This window comes from Aeromonas sp. FDAARGOS 1415, from assembly GCF_019048365.1.
Lineage (GTDB): Bacteria > Pseudomonadota > Gammaproteobacteria > Enterobacterales > Aeromonadaceae > Aeromonas > Aeromonas taiwanensis.
Map to the genome: position 1 here is coordinate 1,075,001 of NZ_CP077363.1, position 13,975 is coordinate 1,088,975.

The following is a 13,975-nucleotide window of genomic DNA, read 5'->3' on the forward strand; positions in this document are numbered from 1 at the left end:
ACACGAGCAGAAGCAGGCACATAACCACGACCGCGCTGAACTTTCAGACGCATGCTGATCTCAGCATTGGCGCCAGTCAGGTGGCAGATTACGTGCTCCGGGTTTACGATCTCGACTTCATCACCGTGAGTGATATCACCAGCGGTAACGGGGCCTGTTCCAGACTTGGTCAGGGACAGAGTTACCTCGTCCTTGCCTTCCAGTTTCACAGCGATACCTTTCAGGTTGAGCAGAATTTCAAGAATGTCTTCCTGCACACCTTCTTTGCTGCTGTACTCGTGCAGTACTCCGTCGATCTCGACTTCAGTAACTGCACAACCGGGCATAGATGACAGCAAAATACGACGCAGGGCGTTGCCCAGCGTGTGACCAAAGCCACGCTCAAGCGGCTCGAGAGTCACTTTCGCGTGAGTCGGGCTAACTTGCTCGATGTCAACTAGCCGCGGTTTAAGAAAATCTGTTACAGAACCCAGCATTGTGTCCTCTCTTTAGAAGCTAGCTTTACTTGGAGTAAAGCTCGACGATCAGCTGTTCGTTAATGTCGGCAGACAGGTCGGAACGCTCCGGCAGGCGCTTGAAAGCACCTTCCATCTTAGCAGCGTCAACCTCTACCCAAGTCGGCTTCTCGCGCTGACCAGCAACTTCCAGGGAAGCTTTGATACGCGCTTGCTTCTTAGCCTTCTCGCGAACGCAGATCACGTCCTCAGGGGATACCTGGAAAGAAGGAACATTCACAACGCGGCCGTTTACCATGATGGCTTTGTGGCTCACCAGCTGACGAGACTCAGCACGAGTGGCGCCGAAGCCCATGCGGTAGACGACGTTGTCCAGACGACCTTCCAGCAGCTGCAACAGGTTTTCACCGGTGTTACCCTTTTGACGGGCAGCGTCGCGGTAGTAGTTGCGGAACTGTTTTTCCAATACGCCGTAGATACGACGTACTTTTTGTTTCTCGCGCAGTTGCACACCGTAGTCGGACAGACGCGCTTTACGCGCACCGTGTTGACCCGGGACAGTGTCAATCTTGCACTTAGAATCAATCGCACGAACACCAGACTTCAGGAAGAGGTCGGTGCCCTCACGACGGCTAAGCTTAAGCTTAGGACCGATATATCTTGCCATCTTCTTTCTCCAACAATCCTAGACCAAGTAGCTAAACGCGTTACACGCGGCGCTTCTTGGGAGGACGACAACCGTTGTGCGGGATCGGAGTCACATCAGTAATGTTAGTGATGCGGAAACCAGCCGCGTTCAGAGCGCGGATGGAAGACTCACGACCGGGACCCGGACCTTTGACCATGACTTCCAGGTTCTTCACGCCGTATTCTTTGGCGATCTCACCAGCACGCTCAGCAGCTACCTGGGCAGCAAACGGAGTGGACTTACGGGAACCACGGAAACCGGAACCACCAGAGGTAGCCCAAGACAGAGCGTTGCCCTGACGGTCAGTAATGGTCACGATTGTGTTGTTGAAAGATGCATGAACGTGCGCAATACCGTCGCTCACTTGCTTTTTAACGCGCTTGCGAGCACGAGTCGGAGTTTTAGCCATTTTCTACCTTCCCGTTACTTCTTGATAGCCTTGCGCGGACCCTTACGGGTACGAGCGTTGGTCTTGGTACGTTGACCACGAACAGGCAGGCTACGACGGTGACGCAAACCACGGTAGCAACCCAGATCCATCAAACGCTTGATGTTCATGGAAATCTGACGACGCAGGTCACCTTCAACGGTGAATTTACCTACTTGTTCACGCAGACTCTCGATCTGAGCTTCGTCCAGGTCTTTAATTTTCACATTCTCAGCGATACCGGCTGCGGCACAAATTGCCTTGGAGCGGGTACGACCGACGCCATAAATAGCAGTCAACGCGATGACTGCGTGCTTATGGTCAGGAATGTTAATGCCAGCGATACGGGCCACTATTCACTCCTACATATAGTAGATTACGACCACCACAAAGCCCGTGAGCGGATACGTGGCGGTCAACCAATACACAACAAAAGTTGGCTGGCTATATTAGCCAGCACAACTATTTGTTGCAAGTACTAACCGTAAAAAATTAGCCTTGGCGCTGTTTATGCTTTGGCTCGCTGCAAATCACACGCACCACACCGTGACGCTTGATGATTTTGCAGTTACGGCAGATTGCCTTAACGGAAGCACGAACTTTCATTGCTTAACTCCGTAACTACGCCGACCTTTAGCGGCCGTAGCCCTTCAGGTTGGCCTTCCTCAGGACGTCGCCATATTGATGAGACATCATATGGGTCTGAACCTGAGCCATGAAGTCCATGATAACTACCACAATAATCAGCAGCGAGGTGCCGCCGAAGTAGAACTGTACGTTCCAGGCAGTCATCAGGAACTGGGGTACCAGACAGATAAAGGTAATATAGAGCGCACCTGCCAATGTCAGGCGAGTCATAACCTTATCGATGTAACGTGCTGTCTGCTCGCCCGGGCGGATCCCCGGGATAAAGGCTCCACTCTTCTTCAGGTTATCTGCTGTCTCGCGTGGATTGAAGACCAGCGCGGTATAGAAGAAGCAGAAGAAGATAATGGCTGCTGCATAGAGCATCTCGTACAAGGGCTGACCCGGCTGCAGGACCATAGAGACCTGTTGCAGAACATCAGCGACCTTGCCCTCACCCTGACCAAACCAGGAGGTAATGGTCCCCGGGAAGAGGATGATGCTGGATGCGAAAATCGCAGGAATCACACCGGCCATATTCACTTTCAACGGCAGATGTGTGCTTTGCGCGGCGAATACCTGGCGGCCCTGTTGACGCTTGGCATAGTTCACGACGATACGACGCTGACCACGCTCCACGAACACCACAAAGTAAGTCACTGCGAAAACAATCAAGCCCAGCAACAACAACAGCAGGATGTGCAATTCCCCTTGACGTGCCTGTTCGGCCGTAGCGCCAATGGCATGAGGCAGACCGGCAACGATACCTGTGAAGATAATCAACGAGATACCATTACCAATCCCACGCTCGGTAATCTGTTCACCCAACCACATCAAGAACATGGTACCGGTGACCAGACTCACAACGGCTGTGAAATAGAAGCCCAAACCCGGATGAGTCACGAGTCCTTGCATCATATTCGGCAGACCGGTTGCAATACCAATGGCCTGGAACGTTCCCAAAACCAGCGTGCCCCAACGGGTATATTGGCTAATCTTGCGACGGCCGGATTCACCCTCTTTCTTGAGTTCAGCAAGAGCAGGATGAACCACAGTCAGCAGCTGGATAATGATCGACGCCGAAATGTACGGCATGATCCCCAGCGCAAGAATAGAAGCACGCGAGAGTGCACCACCACTGAACATGTTGAACATCTCAATGATGGTGCCCTTCTGTTGTTGGAACAACTCGGCCAGTACGGCGGCGTCAATACCAGGGATCGGCACATAAGAGCCTGCACGGAACACGATAATTGCCCCGAGAACGAAGAGCAGACGGCTCTTCAGTTCGCTCAGACCACCTTGTGCTTTAACATCCAATCCTGGTTTCTTAGCCATTGTACTGATTATTCCTCGATTTTACCGCCAGCGGCCTCGATGGCTGCACGTGCACCCTTGGTGACGGACAGACCACGAACGGTCACAGCACGGTCAATGTTGCCAGACAGAACAACTTTAGCGAACACGATGTTCTTGGTAATAACACCGGCTTGCTTCAGAGTGCTCACGTCGACCACATCACCTTCTACCAGGGCGATTTCGTTCAGGCGCACTTCGGCAGAAACCAAAGATTTGCGAGAGAAGAAACCGAACTTCGGCAGACGGATTTTCAAAGGCATCTGGCCGCCTTCGAAACCGTTGCGGACCTTGCCGCCACCGGAACGAGAGGTTTGACCTTTAACACCACGACCACCGGTCTTGCCCAGACCAGAACCGATACCACGGCCCGGACGGTGCTTAACGCGCTTGGAGCCAGCGGCCGGAGACAGAGTATTCAGACGCATGCTTAGCCCTCCACCTTAACCATGTAATAAACCTGGTTGATCATGCCGCGTACGCAGGGAGTATCTTCCAGCTCAACGGTGTGACCAATGCGACGCAGACCCAGACCACGCAGAGTCGCCTTGTGCTTTGGCAGACGGCCGATAGAGCTGCGAGTTTGAGTTACTTTTACAGTGTTAGCCATGTCGCATTACCCCAGAATTTCTTCAACGCGCAGACCACGCTTGGCAGCGATCTGTTCCGGTGATTGACCGTGAACCAGAGCGTCTACAGTTGCGCGAACAACGTTGATCGGGTTGGTGGAACCGTAGGTCTTGGCCAGCACGTTGTGGATACCGGCAACTTCCAGAACGGCACGCATAGCGCCGCCTGCGATGATACCAGTACCTTGGGAGGCCGGCTTCATGAACACGGTGGAACCGGAGTGAACACCTTTCACCGGGTGGTGCAGGGTGCCGTTGTTCAGTTCTACCTTGCTCAGGTTACGCTTAGCCTGTTCCATCGCCTTTTGAATGGCGGCCGGAACTTCACGGGCCTTACCGTAACCGTAACCTACACGGCCGTTACCATCACCCACCACGGTCAACGCGGTGAAGGACATGATACGACCACCTTTAACAGTTTTCGAAACACGGTTTACTGCAATCAGCTTTTCTTGCAGTTCGCCGGCTTGAGATTCGACTTTAGCCATCTTCGACTCCTAGCTTAGAACTGAAGACCAGCGTCACGAGCAGCGGCAGCCAGAGCGGCTACACGACCGTGATACTTGAAACCGGAACGATCGAAAGATACGTTCTGAACGCCTTTGGCAATGGCACGCTCAGCGATAGCCTTGCCTACAGCGGTAGCAGCGTCTGCGTTACCGGTGTATTTCAGAGCTTCACTGATGGCCTTCTCTACTGTGGAAGCAGAGGCCAGAACTTCGGAACCGTTGGCTGCAATAACCTGCGCATAGATATGACGCGGGGTACGGTGAACAACCAGACGGGTAGCTCCCAGTTCCTGCATCTTTTTCCGAGCACGAGTAGCACGACGGAGACGAGCTGCTTTCTTGTCCATAGTGTTACCTTACTTCTTCTTAGCTTCTTTAGTACGCACTTGCTCGTTGGCATAGCGTACACCCTTGCCCTTGTAGGGCTCCGGAGCGCGGTAAGCACGGATATCGGCGGCGACTTGGCCAACCAGCTGCTTGTCCACACCACGCAGAACGATTTCGGTGGCGGACGGACATTCAGCGGTGACACCAGCCGGCAGCGCATGCTCTACCGGGTGAGAGAAGCCCAGTGCCAGCGCAACAGCATTGCCCTTGATGGAGGCTTTGTAACCTACACCAACCAGCTGCAGCTTGCGCTCGAAGCCTTGGGTAACACCGACTACCATGTTGTTGACCAATGCACGGGCAGTACCGGCCTGAGCGTCAGCACCAGCGATGCCATCGCGCGGGGCGAACTTCAGTACATTGTCTTCTTTGGTCACTTCTACACCGGCGTGGATGGAACGAACCAGGGAACCTTTACCACCTTTGATGGACAGTTCCTGACCGTTCAGAGTCACCTCTACGCCAGCAGGAATAGTGACGGGTGCCTTAGCAACGCGAGACATTTCCGACCTCCTATTAGGCGACGTAGCAGATGATCTCACCACCCATGCTTGCCTTGCGAGCAGCACGGTCGGTCATCACACCTTTAGACGTGGACACGATTGCAACACCGAGACCGCCCATGACTTTCGGCAGATCAGTAGTGCGCTTGTAAATACGCAGGCCGGGACGGCTCACGCGTTGGATCAGTTCTACAACCGGCTTGCCCTGGAAATATTTCAGTTCAATTTCCAGTTCCGGTTTCACGTCACCAGCTACGGTGTAGCCAGCGATGTAACCTTCTTCTTTCAGCACTTTGGCGATAGCCACTTTCAGCTTGGAAGAAGGCATGGAAACCGCAACTTTGCTCGCCGCCTGACCGTTACGGATGCGGGTCAGCATATCCGCGATCGGATCTTGCATGCTCATAGTCTAACTCCCGAGATTCTTACCAAGAGGCCTTTTTGAGGCCCGGAATTTCGCCCTTCATGGCATGCTCACGCACCTTGATGCGAGAGAGGCCAAACTTCCGCAGGAAACCGTGCGGACGACCAGTGATGTTGCAACGGTTACGCTGGCGGGACGGACTGGAATCACGGGGCAGCTGTTGCAGTTGCAAGACAGCATCCCAACGCGCTTCTTCAGAAGCGTTCATATCAACGATGATAGCTTTCAGCTCGGTACGCTTGGTCGCGAACTTGGCTGCCAGCTTCGCACGCTTTGCTTCACGTGCTTTCATGGATGTTTTAGCCATAACCCTAACCTTACTTGCGGAATGGGAAGTTAAAGGCAGCCAGCAGAGCACGGCCTTCTTCGTCGGTATTCGCGGAAGTGGTGATGGTGATATCCAGACCACGGACGCGATCGACCTTGTCATAGTCGATTTCCGGGAAGATGATTTGCTCACGCACGCCCATGGAGTAGTTACCACGGCCATCGAACGCCTTGGCGTTCAGACCACGGAAGTCACGGATACGCGGTACGGAGATGCAAATCAGCCGTTCCAGGAACTCCCACATACGCTCGCCACGCAGGGTTACTTTACAACCTATCGGGTAGCCTTCACGAATCTTGAAGCCCGCAACAGATTTGCGTGCTTTGGTGATCAGCGGCTTCTGACCGGAAATGGCGGCCATATCGGCAGCAGCATTTTCCAGCAACTTCTTGTCAGAGATCGCTTCACCAACACCCATGTTCAGGGTGATTTTCTCGATCCGAGGGACTTGCATGATAGTCTTGTAACCGAACTGCTTGGTCAGTTCATTTACTACATCGGATTTGTAGTAATCATGCAGTTTCGCCATCGTTAAACTCCAATTACTTCACAAGTTCGCCGGTGGATTTGAAGAAACGGACTTTTTTGCCGTCTTCAATCCGGAAACCAACGCGGTCAGCTTTGCCAGTGGCAGAGTTGAACAGCGCTACGTTAGATACATCGATGGGGGCTTCTTTGGTGACGATACCGCCAGCCTGACCCAGTGCGGGTACCGGCTTCTGGTGTTTCTTCACCTGGTTGATGCCTTCCACGATTACCTTACCTTTGGCAATCAGAACTTGAGTGACTTTGCCACGCTTGCCCTTGTCTTTGCCGGTAAGAACAATTACTTCGTCTTCGCGACGGATTTTAGCTGCCATCGTTCGACTCCTTACAGTACTTCGGGTGCCAGGGACACAATCTTCATGAACTTCTCATTACGGAGTTCACGGGTCACCGGGCCAAAAATACGAGTACCGATCGGCTGCTGGTTGTTGTTAAGCAACACAGCCGCATTGTTGTCGAAACGGATGACAGAGCCGTCCGGACGACGAACGCCTTTACGGGTGCGTACGACCACCGCGTTATACACATCACCTTTCTTCACTTTACCGCGAGGAATGGCTTCCTTGATAGAAACCTTGATGATGTCGCCGATGCCGGCGTAACGGCGGTGCGAACCACCCAGAACCTTAATACACATTACACTGCGAGCGCCGGAGTTGTCGGCAACACCCAGCATACTTTGCATCTGGATCATCTTAGTGCTCCGCTTTGTTTACTTCTTATCCCTCTCGGGATCTGGCTGCCTTCAAAAGGCGCGAAACTATAACACAGCTATTTTTGAAAAGGTAGCCTAAAAAACAAACGGCCCCGATGGGGGGCCGTTTGGGCTATAAAGTACCGAATTAGGCCTTTTCTACGACAGCAACCAGGGTCCAGGACTTGGTCTTGGACAGCGGGCGGCACTCGCGGATTTCCACGAGGTCGCCAGCCTTGCACTCGTTGTTCTCGTCATGCACGTGCAGCTTGGTAGTGCGCTTGATGATCTTACCGTAGATCGGGTGCTTTACCTTGCGCTCGATAGCAACAGTGATGGACTTGTCCATCTTGTCGCTGATTACACGACCTTGCAGAGTACGGATCTTGTCAGTCATTACGCACCTGCCTTCTCAGTCAGTACAGTCTTGATACGTGCGACGTCACGACGCACTTGTTTCAGAGTGTGAGTCTGAGCCAGTTGGCCGGTGGAAGCTTGCATGCGCATGTTGAATTGCTCACGCAGCAGACCCAGCAGCTCCTGGTTCAGTTCTTCGACGCTCTTTTGACGCAGATCTTGGGCTTTCATCACATCACCGTCTTAATTACGAAAGTGGTCTGAACGGACAGCTTAGCTGCGGCCAGGGCAAACGCTTCACGCGCCAGAGCCTCAGGTACACCATCCATCTCGTACAGAACCTTGCCAGGCTGGATCGGGCAAACCCAGTATTCCACGTTACCCTTACCTTTACCCATACGAACTTCGAGGGGCTTTTCGGTAATGGGCTTGTCCGGGAACACACGGATCCAGATCTTGCCTTGACGCTTAACGTGACGGGTCATGGCACGACGGGCTGCTTCGATTTGACGAGCAGTCAGTTGACCACGAGATGTCGCCTTCAGGCCAAAGGTACCGAAGGATACTTCGTTACCGGCATTGGCCAGACCGCGGTTACGACCCTTGTGGGTCTTGCGGAATTTAGTACGCTTAGGTTGCAACATTTACCGAATCTCCTTACTTAGCAGCGCGGCGCTTGTTGTCACGCTTGGGCTTTGCAGGAGCTTGCTCTTGAGCAGCGGCAGCATTGACTGCAGCCAGACCGCCCAGAACTTCGCCCTTGAAGATCCAAACTTTAACGCCGATCACACCGTAAGTGGTGTGGGCTTCAGAAGTTGCGTAGTCGATGTCGGCACGCAGGGTGTGCAGGGGCACACGACCTTCACGGTACCATTCGGTACGCGCGATTTCAGCGCCGCCCAGACGACCGGATACTTCTACCTTGATGCCCTTGGCACCCAGACGCATGGCGTTCTGTACGGCACGCTTCATAGCGCGACGGAACATAACGCGGCGTTCCAGCTGAGAAGTAATGCTGTCGGCAACCAGTTTGCCATCCAGCTCCGGCTTGCGGACTTCGGAAATGTTGATCTGAGCAGGCACGCCAGCAATAGCGGCTACAGCTTTGCGCAGTTTTTCAACGTCTTCGCCTTTCTTGCCGATCACGACACCCGGACGAGCGGTGTGAATGGTCACACGGATGCTCTTGGCCGGACGCTCGATGGTGATCTTGGACAAGGAAGCGTTTTTCAGCTCCTTGGTCAGGAACTGGCGTACTTGGAAATCGCTGTACAGGTTGTCAGCGAAGTCTTTGGTGTTCGCGAACCAGGTAGAATTCCAAGGCTTGGTAATACCCAGGCGAATGCCATTAGGATGTACTTTCTGACCCATTGCTTATCTCCCAGCCTTAGCGTCGGATACCACTACAGTGATGTGAGCGGTACGCTTGAGGATACGATCCGCGCGACCTTTGGCACGCGGGCGGATGCGCTTCATGGAGGGACCTTCGTCTACCATGATGGTGGCAACACGCAGGGTGTCGATATCGGCACCTTCGTTGTGCTCAGCGTTGGCAATGGCAGATTCCAGCACTTTCTTCACCAGAACTGCAGCCTTTTTCGGGCTGAAGGTCAGGATGTTCAGAGCCTTGTCTACGGACAGACCACGTACTTGATCGGCTACCAGACGAGCTTTCTGGGCAGAAGTACGGGCATAACGGTGTTTAGCGATAGCTTCCATCATTTATCCCTTAGCGCTTCTTAGCCTTCTTATCAGCAGCATGGCCGCGATAAGTACGAGTCGGTGCGAATTCACCCAGTTTGTGACCGATCATTTCTTCGGTAACGAAAACCGGAACGTGCTGACGACCATTATGGACAGCGATGGTCAAACCGATCATGTTCGGGATGATCATTGAACGACGGGACCAGGTCTTAACCGGCTTTTTATCCCCGCTTTCCACCGCTTTCTCTACCTTCTTCAGCAAGTGCAGGTCAATAAATGGACCCTTCTTGAGAGAACGTGGCATGGTGATTCCTCTATGTTAACAATTACTTGTTACGACGACGTACGATGTACTTGTCGGTACGCTTGTTCTTACGGGTCTTGAAGCCCTTAGCCTTCTGGCCCCATGGGGACACAGGCTGCATGCCCTTGTTACGACCCTCACCACCACCGTGCGGGTGATCAACCGGGTTCATCGCCATACCACGAACGGTCGGACGAATACCACGCCAGCGGTTAGCACCGGCTTTACCCAGTTGACGCAGCATGTGCTCGGAGTTACCCACTTCACCGATGGTAGCGCGGCACTCGGCCAGAACTTTACGTACTTCGCCGGAACGCAGACGCAGAGTTACATAGTTACCTTCACGAGCCAGGATCTGGATGAAAGTACCAGCGGAACGAGCCAGCTGGGCACCTTTACCAGGCTTCATCTCAACGGCGTGAACGGTAGAACCGACCGGGATGTTGCGCATCGGCAGGGTGTTACCCACCTTGATGGCAGCATCAGCACCAGAGGCGATTGCATCACCAGCTTTCAGGCCTTTCGGAGCCAGGATGTAACGACGCTCACCGTCTGCATACAGCACCAGGGCGATGTTTGCGGTACGGTTAGGATCGTATTCCAGACGCTCAACTTTGGCCGGAATGCCGTCTTTGTCGCGCTTGAAGTCGATCAGACGGTAGTGTTGCTTGTGACCACCACCGATGTGACGGGTGGTGATGCGGCCGTTGTTGTTACGGCCACCGGACTTGCTTTTGCTGTCCAGCAGAGCGGCGAAGGGCTTGCCCTTGTACAGCTCTTGGTTGACGATCTTGACGACGTGACGGCGGCCCGGAGAAGTAGGCTTGCACTTAACGATTGCCATTTTTCAGAACTCCTCTTACTCGGCTGCGCCCATGAAGTCGATGTCCTGACCAGCTTTCAGGGTCACATAAGCCTTTTTCCAATCGGAACGACGGCCTACGCGTGCACCTGCGCGCTTGGTCTTACCCTTCATGTTCAGGGTACGGACGGTCTCAACTTCGACCTCGAACAGTTTCGCAACTGCAGCTTTGACTTCCGCCTTGGTGGCATCAACAGCAACTTTGAACACGATAGTGTTCTGCTTTTCTGCGACCATGGTGCTCTTTTCAGAGATGTGCGGAGCCTTCAGAACTTTCAACAGACGTTCTTCGCGGATCATGCCAGCATCTCCTCGATTTGCTTAACTGCGTCTGCAGTCATCAGAATCTTGTCGAAAGCGATCAGGCTGACCGGGTCGATACCGGCAACATCACGCACGTCGACCTTGTACAGGTTGCGAGCAGCCAGGAACAGGTTCTCATCGACTTCAGCAGTCACGATCAGAACGTCAGTCAGTTCCATCTCTTTCAGCTTGGCGATCAGTTCTTTGGTCTTCGGCGCTTCGATGCCGAATTTCTCGACAACGATCAGGCGCTCTTGACGTACCAGCTCGGACAGGATGCTACGGATAGCGCCGCGGTACATCTTCTTGTTTACTTTCTGGCTGTGATCTTGCGGCTTAGCAGCAAAGGTCACACCACCGGAACGCCAGATGGGCGAACGGATGGAGCCAGCACGGGCACGACCAGTACCCTTCTGACGCCACGGCTTTTTGCCGCCACCAGACACTTCAGAGCGAGTCAGCTGCGCACGAGTACCCTGACGGGCACCAGCGGCATATGCAACGACAACCTGGTGAACCAGAGCTTCGTTGAATTCGCGCCCGAAGGTAGTCTCGGAAACTTCAAGAGCGCTCTTGGCGTCTTTCATTACCAATTCCATTACTATCTCCTCAGACGTTACGCTTTGACGGCAGGTTTGACGATCACGTTGCCGTTGGTTGCACCCGGTACTGCGCCTTTGATGAGCAGCAGGTTGCGTTCAGCGTCAACACGAACCAGTTCCAGGTTCTGAGTCGTTACACGCTCAGCACCCATGTGACCAGCCATCTTTTTGCCCTTGAATACACGGCCCGGGGTCTGGTTTTGACCGATGGAGCCAGGTACACGGTGGGACAGAGAGTTACCGTGGGTCATATCCTGGGTGCGGAAGTTCCAGCGCTTAACAGTACCGGCAAAACCTTTACCCTTGGATGTGCCGGTAACGTCTACCAGCTTAACGTCAGCGAGAAGATCTACTTTCAGCTCGCTACCAACAGTGAAAGTTTCACCGTTGTTCAGGCGGAATTCCCACAGACCGCGACCGGCTTCTACACCAGCTTTGGCAAAGTGGCCAGCTTCCGGCTTGGTTACGCGGCTGGCTTTCTTGGAGCCAGTGGTAACCTGAATAGCGTTGTAGCCGTCGGTTTCTACAGATTTGACCTGAGTTACACGGTTAGCTTCAACTTCGATAACAGTCACCGGGATAGAAACGCCATCTTCAGTGAAGATGCGAGTCATACCCACTTTGCGACCTACAAGACCGATTGTCATTGTTATCAACCTCTTTCCGTAATTAACCCAGGCTGATCTGGACGTCTACACCAGCTGCCAGATCCAGACGCATCAGTGCGTCTACGGTCTTGTCAGTCGGCTCAACGATGTCTACCAGACGCTTGTGAGTGCGGATCTCGTACTGATCACGCGCGTCCTTGTTGACGTGCGGGGAGATCAGAACGGTGAAACGCTCTTTGCGAGTCGGCAGCGGGATAGGACCGCGAACCTGCGCGCCAGTGCGCTTAGCAGTTTCAACGATTTCCGCAGTGGATTGATCGATCAGGCGATGATCAAAAGCCTTCAGGCGGATACGGATTCTTTGGTTCTGCATTGACAGAGCTCCAATAGATAAAAGAACATAAATCAACACCGCCCGACCGAGATTACTCCCGCCAGAGGTGCGATTTTTCACGTTTCTCCCCATATCGGGGAGACTGTATGGCTGGCGACACGTAAACGGGAAGCTCAGCAAGCAGACATATCGTCTGGCTGCCTCATGGGCAAGCGGAGGGAATTATACGGATTTTTTCAATTCACGCAAGAGAAGGCGGACAGATTGTGCGCAATATTTGTGTGGCAGATGGATCTCGCAAAGCCCCTCTCGCCCTTCCCGCGTACGCCGGTAACGACAATATTGCAAAGGGGCTGATAGACTGCGCCCTCGCCCCCTGTCAGCGGAACGATGTGGATGCTCAAGAATCAGAAGAAAGCCTATCAATACGGGCTCTGTGCGGTCGCCCTCTGGTCGACGGTCGCCAGCGCCTTCAAGATCTCCCTCACCTACTTCGAACCGGTGCAGCTGCTGCTGGTCGCCGCCTGCACCTCGACCCTGACTCTGGGCTGCATCGTGGCCTGTCAGGGCAAGCTGCCGCTGCTGCTCTCCTATCTCAAGGCCCGTCCCTTCTATTACCTCTCCCTTGGGGTGCTGAACCCCTTCCTTTATTATTTGCTGCTGTTCAAGGCCTATGACCTGCTGCCAGCCCAGCAGGCCCAGACCCTCAACTACACCTGGGCCATCACCCTCAGCCTGCTGGCGGTTCCCTTCCTCGGGCAGAAGCTGCGCCGTCGCGACGGCGTCGCCATCGTGCTCGGCTACTTCGGCGCTCTGGTGATTGCCACCAGGGGGGATGTGTTCGGCCTGCAGTTCGACAGCCCGCTCGGGGTGACGCTGGCCCTGGTGTCGACCCTGATCTGGGCGGGCTACTGGATCCTCAACACCCGCAACCAGGGGGATCCCATCGTCAGCCTGCTACTTGGCTTCCTCATCAGCCTGCCCTTCATCGTCGTGGCAACCTGGCTGCTCGCCGACTTTGCCATGACCGCCTGGCAAGGCTGGGTCGGAGCCATCTATGTAGGGCTGTTCGAGATGGGCTTCGGCTTCGTGCTCTGGTTGATGGCGCTACGCCACGCCACCAACACGGCCCCCATCAGCAACCTCATCTTCATTTCGCCCTTCGCCTCACTGGTACTGCTCAACCTGTTGATCGGAGAGGCCATTCATCCCGCCACCCCCATCGGGCTGGTGCTGATCGTCGCCGCCCTGCTGATCCAGCAACTGAAATACGGCAAGCGCTACCGCAAGGCGAGCGAGACAGGGGCCTGAATGAGAAGGGCGTATCCACG

At 54.1% G+C, this 13,975-nt stretch carries 28 protein-coding genes (1 of these 28 only partly in view); 1 reads left to right on the forward strand and 27 read right to left on the reverse strand.

All coding sequences use genetic code 11. The features are described 5' to 3' along the window. The 27 genes from rpoA to rpsJ all read right to left on the reverse strand — a co-directional run. Window positions 1-476, reverse strand: partial view of a DNA-directed RNA polymerase subunit alpha gene (rpoA, locus tag I6L45_RS05130; protein ID WP_005307997.1) — the 5' end (the start) only. It extends 514 nt beyond the left edge of the window; the window shows 476 of its 990 coding nt (coding positions 1-476); it begins with the start codon at window positions 474-476; its stop codon lies beyond the left edge, outside the window. A gap of 25 nt (window positions 477-501) precedes the next feature. Continuing rightward, entirely contained in the window at window positions 502-1,122 is a 621-nt protein-coding gene (gene rpsD / locus I6L45_RS05135; RefSeq protein WP_010672568.1) for a 30S ribosomal protein S4, read from the reverse strand. Between the two features lie 40 nt (window positions 1,123-1,162). Continuing rightward, complete coding sequence (rpsK, locus tag I6L45_RS05140; RefSeq protein WP_005319702.1) at window positions 1,163-1,552, reverse strand: 30S ribosomal protein S11; 390 nt, start codon at window positions 1,550-1,552, stop codon at window positions 1,163-1,165. A gap of 14 nt (window positions 1,553-1,566) precedes the next feature. Beyond that, window positions 1,567-1,923: a 30S ribosomal protein S13 gene (gene rpsM, locus I6L45_RS05145; RefSeq protein WP_005307991.1), complete on the reverse strand. Its 357-nt coding sequence runs from the start codon at window positions 1,921-1,923 to the stop codon at window positions 1,567-1,569. A gap of 139 nt (window positions 1,924-2,062) precedes the next feature. Continuing rightward, a complete protein-coding gene (rpmJ, locus tag I6L45_RS05150; protein ID WP_005319705.1) occupies window positions 2,063-2,176 on the reverse strand; it encodes a 50S ribosomal protein L36 in 114 nt (37 codons plus the stop codon). A 27-nt stretch (window positions 2,177-2,203) separates the two neighbouring features. After that, the gene (secY, locus tag I6L45_RS05155; RefSeq protein ID WP_042652867.1) at window positions 2,204-3,532 is read right to left on the reverse strand and encodes a preprotein translocase subunit SecY; all 1,329 of its coding nucleotides are present in this window, start codon (window positions 3,530-3,532) and stop codon (window positions 2,204-2,206) included. A gap of 8 nt (window positions 3,533-3,540) precedes the next feature. Continuing rightward, window positions 3,541-3,978, reverse strand: coding sequence for a 50S ribosomal protein L15 (rplO, locus tag I6L45_RS05160; protein WP_005307987.1), 438 nt, complete (start codon window positions 3,976-3,978; stop codon window positions 3,541-3,543). Between the two features lie 2 nt (window positions 3,979-3,980). After that, the gene (gene rpmD, locus I6L45_RS05165) at window positions 3,981-4,160 is read right to left on the reverse strand and encodes a 50S ribosomal protein L30 (RefSeq protein WP_005307985.1); all 180 of its coding nucleotides are present in this window, start codon (window positions 4,158-4,160) and stop codon (window positions 3,981-3,983) included. Between the two features lie 6 nt (window positions 4,161-4,166). Next, complete coding sequence (gene rpsE, locus I6L45_RS05170; RefSeq protein WP_043763317.1) at window positions 4,167-4,667, reverse strand: 30S ribosomal protein S5; 501 nt, start codon at window positions 4,665-4,667, stop codon at window positions 4,167-4,169. Between the two features lie 14 nt (window positions 4,668-4,681). Next, on the reverse strand, window positions 4,682-5,035 hold the full coding sequence (gene rplR / locus I6L45_RS05175; RefSeq protein WP_010672566.1) for a 50S ribosomal protein L18: 354 nt from the start codon (window positions 5,033-5,035) through the stop codon (window positions 4,682-4,684). 9 nt (window positions 5,036-5,044) lie between these two features. After that, a complete protein-coding gene (rplF, locus tag I6L45_RS05180; protein ID WP_010672565.1) occupies window positions 5,045-5,578 on the reverse strand; it encodes a 50S ribosomal protein L6 in 534 nt (177 codons plus the stop codon). 13 nt (window positions 5,579-5,591) lie between these two features. After that, window positions 5,592-5,984 carry a 30S ribosomal protein S8 gene (rpsH, locus tag I6L45_RS05185; protein ID WP_033115584.1) on the reverse strand — a complete coding sequence of 131 codons (393 nt, stop codon included), beginning with the start codon at window positions 5,982-5,984 and terminating at the stop codon, window positions 5,592-5,594. A gap of 19 nt (window positions 5,985-6,003) precedes the next feature. Beyond that, on the reverse strand, window positions 6,004-6,309 hold the full coding sequence (gene rpsN, locus I6L45_RS05190; protein WP_005331161.1) for a 30S ribosomal protein S14: 306 nt from the start codon (window positions 6,307-6,309) through the stop codon (window positions 6,004-6,006). 10 nt (window positions 6,310-6,319) lie between these two features. Next, the gene (gene rplE, locus I6L45_RS05195) at window positions 6,320-6,859 is read right to left on the reverse strand and encodes a 50S ribosomal protein L5 (RefSeq protein ID WP_005307978.1); all 540 of its coding nucleotides are present in this window, start codon (window positions 6,857-6,859) and stop codon (window positions 6,320-6,322) included. 13 nt (window positions 6,860-6,872) lie between these two features. Continuing rightward, the gene (gene rplX / locus I6L45_RS05200; RefSeq protein WP_005307977.1) at window positions 6,873-7,190 is read right to left on the reverse strand and encodes a 50S ribosomal protein L24; all 318 of its coding nucleotides are present in this window, start codon (window positions 7,188-7,190) and stop codon (window positions 6,873-6,875) included. Window positions 7,191-7,201: 11 nt separating this feature from the next. Further along, window positions 7,202-7,570, reverse strand: a complete 369-nt coding sequence (gene rplN / locus I6L45_RS05205) for a 50S ribosomal protein L14 (RefSeq protein ID WP_005307975.1) — start codon at window positions 7,568-7,570, stop codon at window positions 7,202-7,204. A gap of 148 nt (window positions 7,571-7,718) precedes the next feature. Beyond that, the gene (gene rpsQ / locus I6L45_RS05210; protein ID WP_005307966.1) at window positions 7,719-7,967 is read right to left on the reverse strand and encodes a 30S ribosomal protein S17; all 249 of its coding nucleotides are present in this window, start codon (window positions 7,965-7,967) and stop codon (window positions 7,719-7,721) included. Then, the gene (rpmC, locus tag I6L45_RS05215; protein WP_005307965.1) at window positions 7,967-8,158 is read right to left on the reverse strand and encodes a 50S ribosomal protein L29; all 192 of its coding nucleotides are present in this window, start codon (window positions 8,156-8,158) and stop codon (window positions 7,967-7,969) included. Before rpmC ends, rpsQ begins: the two co-directional genes overlap by 1 nt. Beyond that, window positions 8,158-8,571, reverse strand: coding sequence for a 50S ribosomal protein L16 (gene rplP, locus I6L45_RS05220; RefSeq protein ID WP_010672562.1), 414 nt, complete (start codon window positions 8,569-8,571; stop codon window positions 8,158-8,160). The genes rpmC and rplP overlap by 1 nt, the downstream gene beginning before the upstream one ends. A gap of 13 nt (window positions 8,572-8,584) precedes the next feature. Continuing rightward, window positions 8,585-9,298: a 30S ribosomal protein S3 gene (rpsC, locus tag I6L45_RS05225; protein ID WP_005331168.1), complete on the reverse strand. Its 714-nt coding sequence runs from the start codon at window positions 9,296-9,298 to the stop codon at window positions 8,585-8,587. Window positions 9,299-9,301: 3 nt separating this feature from the next. Next, window positions 9,302-9,646 (reverse strand): 50S ribosomal protein L22, encoded by a 345-nt coding sequence (gene rplV, locus I6L45_RS05230; protein WP_010672561.1) that lies wholly within the window; start codon window positions 9,644-9,646, stop codon window positions 9,302-9,304. A gap of 10 nt (window positions 9,647-9,656) precedes the next feature. Continuing rightward, the gene (gene rpsS / locus I6L45_RS05235; RefSeq protein WP_005307960.1) at window positions 9,657-9,935 is read right to left on the reverse strand and encodes a 30S ribosomal protein S19; all 279 of its coding nucleotides are present in this window, start codon (window positions 9,933-9,935) and stop codon (window positions 9,657-9,659) included. Window positions 9,936-9,957: 22 nt separating this feature from the next. After that, the gene (gene rplB, locus I6L45_RS05240) at window positions 9,958-10,779 is read right to left on the reverse strand and encodes a 50S ribosomal protein L2 (protein ID WP_010672560.1); all 822 of its coding nucleotides are present in this window, start codon (window positions 10,777-10,779) and stop codon (window positions 9,958-9,960) included. A 15-nt stretch (window positions 10,780-10,794) separates the two neighbouring features. After that, window positions 10,795-11,094 carry a 50S ribosomal protein L23 gene (rplW, locus tag I6L45_RS05245; protein ID WP_342690021.1) on the reverse strand — a complete coding sequence of 100 codons (300 nt, stop codon included), beginning with the start codon at window positions 11,092-11,094 and terminating at the stop codon, window positions 10,795-10,797. Further along, on the reverse strand, window positions 11,094-11,699 hold the full coding sequence (gene rplD / locus I6L45_RS05250) for a 50S ribosomal protein L4 (RefSeq protein WP_025325386.1): 606 nt from the start codon (window positions 11,697-11,699) through the stop codon (window positions 11,094-11,096). The genes rplW and rplD overlap by 1 nt, the downstream gene beginning before the upstream one ends. 17 nt (window positions 11,700-11,716) lie before the next feature. Continuing rightward, complete coding sequence (gene rplC / locus I6L45_RS05255; RefSeq protein WP_005307947.1) at window positions 11,717-12,349, reverse strand: 50S ribosomal protein L3; 633 nt, start codon at window positions 12,347-12,349, stop codon at window positions 11,717-11,719. Between the two features lie 22 nt (window positions 12,350-12,371). Next, window positions 12,372-12,683 (reverse strand): 30S ribosomal protein S10, encoded by a 312-nt coding sequence (gene rpsJ, locus I6L45_RS05260; RefSeq protein ID WP_005307944.1) that lies wholly within the window; start codon window positions 12,681-12,683, stop codon window positions 12,372-12,374. A gap of 357 nt (window positions 12,684-13,040) precedes the next feature. On the opposite strand from rpsJ, the gene I6L45_RS05265 reads away from it, so the two are divergent. Further along, complete coding sequence (locus I6L45_RS05265) at window positions 13,041-13,955, forward strand: DMT family transporter (protein WP_216983619.1); 915 nt, start codon at window positions 13,041-13,043, stop codon at window positions 13,953-13,955. The last annotated feature ends 20 nt before the right edge of the window (window positions 13,956-13,975 follow it).

Coding starts and splice junctions, on each gene's coding strand:
- rpsD (WP_010672568.1), bottom strand. CDS start 1,122: ATGGCAAGATATATCGGTCCTAAGCTTAAGCTTAGCCGTCGTGAGGGC.
- rpsK (WP_005319702.1), bottom strand. CDS start 1,552: ATGGCTAAAACTCCGACTCGTGCTCGCAAGCGCGTTAAAAAGCAAGTG.
- rpmJ (WP_005319705.1), bottom strand. CDS start 2,176: ATGAAAGTTCGTGCTTCCGTTAAGGCAATCTGCCGTAACTGCAAAATC.
- secY (WP_042652867.1), bottom strand. CDS start 3,532: ATGGCTAAGAAACCAGGATTGGATGTTAAAGCACAAGGTGGTCTGAGC.
- rplO (WP_005307987.1), bottom strand. CDS start 3,978: ATGCGTCTGAATACTCTGTCTCCGGCCGCTGGCTCCAAGCGCGTTAAG.
- rpmD (WP_005307985.1), bottom strand. CDS start 4,160: ATGGCTAACACTGTAAAAGTAACTCAAACTCGCAGCTCTATCGGCCGT.
- rpsE (WP_043763317.1), bottom strand. CDS start 4,667: ATGGCTAAAGTCGAATCTCAAGCCGGCGAACTGCAAGAAAAGCTGATT.
- rplR (WP_010672566.1), bottom strand. CDS start 5,035: ATGGACAAGAAAGCAGCTCGTCTCCGTCGTGCTACTCGTGCTCGGAAA.
- rplF (WP_010672565.1), bottom strand. CDS start 5,578: ATGTCTCGCGTTGCTAAGGCACCCGTCACTATTCCTGCTGGCGTAGAG.
- rpsH (WP_033115584.1), bottom strand. CDS start 5,984: ATGAGCATGCAAGATCCGATCGCGGATATGCTGACCCGCATCCGTAAC.
- rpsN (WP_005331161.1), bottom strand. CDS start 6,309: ATGGCTAAAACATCCATGAAAGCACGTGAAGCAAAGCGTGCGAAGCTG.
- rplE (WP_005307978.1), bottom strand. CDS start 6,859: ATGGCGAAACTGCATGATTACTACAAATCCGATGTAGTAAATGAACTG.
- rplX (WP_005307977.1), bottom strand. CDS start 7,190: ATGGCAGCTAAAATCCGTCGCGAAGACGAAGTAATTGTTCTTACCGGC.
- rplN (WP_005307975.1), bottom strand. CDS start 7,570: ATGATCCAGATGCAAAGTATGCTGGGTGTTGCCGACAACTCCGGCGCT.
- rpsQ (WP_005307966.1), bottom strand. CDS start 7,967: ATGACTGACAAGATCCGTACTCTGCAAGGTCGTGTAATCAGCGACAAG.
- rpmC (WP_005307965.1), bottom strand. CDS start 8,158: ATGAAAGCCCAAGATCTGCGTCAAAAGAGCGTCGAAGAACTGAACCAG.
- rplP (WP_010672562.1), bottom strand. CDS start 8,571: ATGTTGCAACCTAAGCGTACTAAATTCCGCAAGACCCACAAGGGTCGT.
- rpsC (WP_005331168.1), bottom strand. CDS start 9,298: ATGGGTCAGAAAGTACATCCTAATGGCATTCGCCTGGGTATTACCAAG.
- rplV (WP_010672561.1), bottom strand. CDS start 9,646: ATGGAAGCTATCGCTAAACACCGTTATGCCCGTACTTCTGCCCAGAAA.
- rpsS (WP_005307960.1), bottom strand. CDS start 9,935: ATGCCACGTTCTCTCAAGAAGGGTCCATTTATTGACCTGCACTTGCTG.
- rplB (WP_010672560.1), bottom strand. CDS start 10,779: ATGGCAATCGTTAAGTGCAAGCCTACTTCTCCGGGCCGCCGTCACGTC.
- rplD (WP_025325386.1), bottom strand. CDS start 11,699: ATGGAATTGGTAATGAAAGACGCCAAGAGCGCTCTTGAAGTTTCCGAG.
- rplC (WP_005307947.1), bottom strand. CDS start 12,349: ATGACAATCGGTCTTGTAGGTCGCAAAGTGGGTATGACTCGCATCTTC.
- rpsJ (WP_005307944.1), bottom strand. CDS start 12,683: ATGCAGAACCAAAGAATCCGTATCCGCCTGAAGGCTTTTGATCATCGC.
- I6L45_RS05265 (WP_216983619.1), top strand. CDS start 13,041: ATGCTCAAGAATCAGAAGAAAGCCTATCAATACGGGCTCTGTGCGGTC.